Annotated in this window: 3 protein-coding genes; all 3 read right to left on the reverse strand. The window is 47.9% G+C overall.

Annotated elements, in window-relative coordinates:
- Positions 1-156: 156 nt before the first annotated feature.
- Entirely contained in the window at positions 157-621 is a 465-nt protein-coding gene (locus tag GXO74_10935; protein ID NOZ62187.1) for a (2Fe-2S)-binding protein, read from the reverse strand.
- A gap of 32 nt (positions 622-653) precedes the next feature.
- Positions 654-1,526, reverse strand: coding sequence for a hypothetical protein (locus GXO74_10940; protein ID NOZ62188.1), 873 nt, complete (start codon positions 1,524-1,526; stop codon positions 654-656).
- The coding region (locus GXO74_10945; GenBank protein NOZ62189.1) for a molybdopterin-dependent oxidoreductase at positions 1,523-3,575 on the reverse strand (2,053 nt) is incomplete at its 5' end. The genes GXO74_10940 and GXO74_10945, both read right to left, overlap by 4 nt.

Genomic DNA, 3,575 nt, shown 5'->3' on the forward strand with positions numbered 1-3,575 from the left:
CAGCCATTAACTTCTTTCTTTTTTTTAGATTCGTTTACTACTCAGCTCAAATTTTTTTAAAAAATCCGTGTAAATCCGCACAATCCGTGTCCATCCGTGTGCTAAATTTTACAAAATTAAAATGCTAACGCATTAACTCCAAATAAATCAATAGACTCAATCCAACGCCGTCTCCAGAATTGCATCAACAATCTGTTTGTACCCGGTACAGCGGCACAAATTGCCGGAAATCGCTTCTTTCACATCTTCTTCCGACGGCTGCGGATTTTCATCCAGCAATGCCGCCGCAGACATCAACATTCCCGGTGTGCAAAAACCACACTGGACAGCGCCATGTTTGAGAAAACTTTCTTGCAACGGATGCAGTTTTTCCCCGTCTGCCAAGCCTTCTACTGTCACGACTTCCGCTCCTTCCACTTGCGGCGCCAAAATCAGGCAGGAATTGACAGCTTTTCCGTTGAGCAGCACCGTGCAAGCGCCGCATTCACCGATGCCACATCCCTCTTTTGTACCTGTGAGCTGAAAATCCTCGCGCAAAACATCGAGCAATCGTTTATTTGGTGAACACGTTACTGATACCGGCTTATGATTTAAAATAAAATTAATGGTAATTGTTTCCATTTTTTACCTACAACATTTATCTGATTTTAAATTCAACGATTTCCTGTTTCGATTCTCCGTAAAAGCTGGTAAAACATCTGCTGAACCACAGGCAACTTGTAAGCGCTGGAATAGCGAAGTCCGGTAATCTCCATCACGCTCTTGCCCAATTCACGGGATAGATGAATGCACAATTCTTTTGAAAATTCTTTGCCGATAACATTTTTTTCCAAATCGAAAAATCGTTTTGCTACCGGTGTAACAGCGCCGCTGGCAATGCGAATATCCTCTATCGTATTATTTTCAACTTTTGCCAAAACCGCCAGCGTAATGCGACTGATTGCTACCGCTCTCCGGCGTCCCAATTTGTAAAATTCACCGCGATATCCGGCAGCGATATTTGACAATTCGATGCGCGTGACGATCTCGTCCGTCTGCAAATTGGTTCGATACGGCGCCGCTAAAAACTCGGCAACAGGGATGACTCTTTCGCCATTATTAGACAAAACAACAAGATTTGCATTATAAACCAACAAAGGCGGTACACTATCGGCGCAAGGCGCATTATTCACAATATTCCCGGCGATAGTAGCGCGATTTCGAATTTGAACGCTTCCCACGCGAGACGCTGCTTGCGCAAGCAGCGGAAATTTTTCCTGAATCACCGGATGCCGGGTTATTTCCGAAAACGTGACCCCGCTACCGATGGATAGACCTTTTTCCGTCTGTTCCACGCGGTGCAATTCGTCGATCTTCCGAATATCGATAAGCTTTTTGACTCGGACAAATCGTGGGCTCCTTTGCCGCAGCGCAGGAATGACATCTGTCCCGCCGGCAATTATTTTCCCTGTCTCACCGGCATGAGCAAGCTGCTCCAGCAGTTCCTTTAAATTTTGCGGACAAGAATATTCAACATTCGGTATCATTGCAAACTCCCCCGCGCGTGCGGCGGTCTTAATTTTTTACCCAACAAAACTTCCTCCAAATTCAAGGGCAAATTAAAAAAGCGCACCCCCACCGCGTGGCTCACCGCATTGGCGATGGCGGCAGCCGTCAACTCCAACGTGGGCTCGCCCAGAGATTTCGCGCCCCAGGGACCATATTGGTCATTCCCCTCGATAAAATGAGGCTCTATTTCCCCGATATCCTTCGCCGTGGGAATCAAAATTTGATCAAAATTCAACTCGCGAATCATGCCATTGACAGCCGTGATTTCTTCCCACAATCCATACCCGGCTCCTTGAGTGACACCGCCGTAAACCTGGCCCTGCGCTCCCAAAAGATTAATCACCTTCCCCGGATCGTGAACAGCGACAATCCTGTCCACATAAACTTCGCCGGTACCCAAATTCACTGTCACTTCCGCAATCTGACAGCCATAAACATACGTGAAATATGCCGGACCCTGTCCCACAGAGCTATCCCAATCCACCTTGGGACCCGGATACCAGCCCACTCCGGCGAGACAAATTCCTTTCCCGTATGCCAATTGACATACCTCGGAAAAAGTCAAATTTTTATCGTCATCATTTTCCACAAAGACGCGCTGATCCTGAAAATATATTTTCTGATTCGGTTTTAAATTCCAATATTCTTTCAAAAAATCGGTTAAATTTTTCCTGACAATTTCCGCCGCTGCTTTTACAGCGCCGCCGCCCATTAAGGTTGCGCGGGACGCCACTGTGGGGCCGCTGTCCGGGACCAGTGCTGTGTCCATCTCCAGATAATAAATATCATCGACAGAGATTCCCAGCACTTCCGCGGCAATGATGGCATAAGTCGTTTGCATTCCCTGTCCGTTTTCCGCCAATCCGGAAAGCAAATAAGCCGACCCGTCCGGTTGAACCGACAAATACGCTGCCGCTGCGTCAATTCCCTCGGCGCCCAGCGATGTGCCGCGAAAACTGACAGCCATGCCAATTCCCTTGCGTATCAACTGATCCGGTTCGATAAAATTATCATTTTTGAGAATCAAATTTTCTTTGCTAATTTCTGAAGAAATCGATAAGGCAGGCTGCTCATCCTGCTGTTTTTTGTATTTTTTCCATTTTTCTAAAAAAGAGGTCTCCGCAACAGCTTTATCCATCACAGTCAGAAGATTGACGTCGTGATTTTCCAGCTTTTGCCCGGTAGCAGTAATCGAACCCGGGCGATAGCCGTTGATGCGGCGAATTTCGTCAGGCGTTTTGTTGCATCGAGATGCGATTTCGTCCATGAGGGATTCCTGAGCGAAAATAGGTTGCGGCGAACCGAAACCGCGCATGGCTCCGGTGTAAGGATTGTTCGTGTAAACCGCCCGCACGTCAGTCCACACATTTTCGATTTCGTAAGGGCCTGTCGCCTGAACCACAGTGCGCCAGGTGACAAAAGGACTCATGGAAACATAGGCGCCGCCGTCCGCCAGAATATCGATTTTCATGGCTTTGATTTTCCCGTCCCGCGTAAAACCTACTTTGTAATTCATGAAATACGGATGGCGTTTATAGGACTCCATGACCGATTCTTCGCGCGTGTAACGAATTTTTACAGGTTTCCCGGTCTTCAAAGCAGCTACTGCGGCGCGGGCGCACAAAATATCCACGGTATCGTCCTTCCCGCCGAAAGAACCGCCCAAAGCCGCCTGTTCGATGCGTACTTTGTTCAGCGGCAAATTGGTAACCATCGCCACAATGCGCCGGGCAGTAAACGGATTCTGAATGGAACCGACAACTTTCACGCCCCTCTGCTCCGGCAACGGATACGCCAAAACGCATTCCGGTTCGATATAGGCGTGTTCAATGTGCGGCGTGGTATAGGTTTGTTCCAGAACAAAATCGCTTTCCTGAAAACCTTTTTCCACATCGCCCTTTCGCAGCGGATGATGAACAATGAGATTGGTTTCAAATTCAGGATGAATCAACGGAGCGTCTGACTCAAGCGCACGCCTGGGATCGGTAAGCACAGGCAATTCCTCAATTTCAAATTTCACCTGTTCG

It is taken from the genome of Calditrichota bacterium (assembly GCA_013152715.1).
In the GTDB taxonomy this organism is placed as follows: domain Bacteria; phylum Zhuqueibacterota; class Zhuqueibacteria; order Thermofontimicrobiales; family Thermofontimicrobiaceae; genus 4484-87.

What these genes read in the sequence shown, in the direction of transcription:
- GXO74_10940 (NOZ62188.1), bottom strand. Translation starts at nt 1,526, where the DNA reads ATGATACCGAATGTTGAATATTCTTGTCCGCAAAATTTAAAGGAACTG.
- GXO74_10935 (NOZ62187.1), bottom strand. Translation starts at nt 621, where the DNA reads ATGGAAACAATTACCATTAATTTTATTTTAAATCATAAGCCGGTATCA.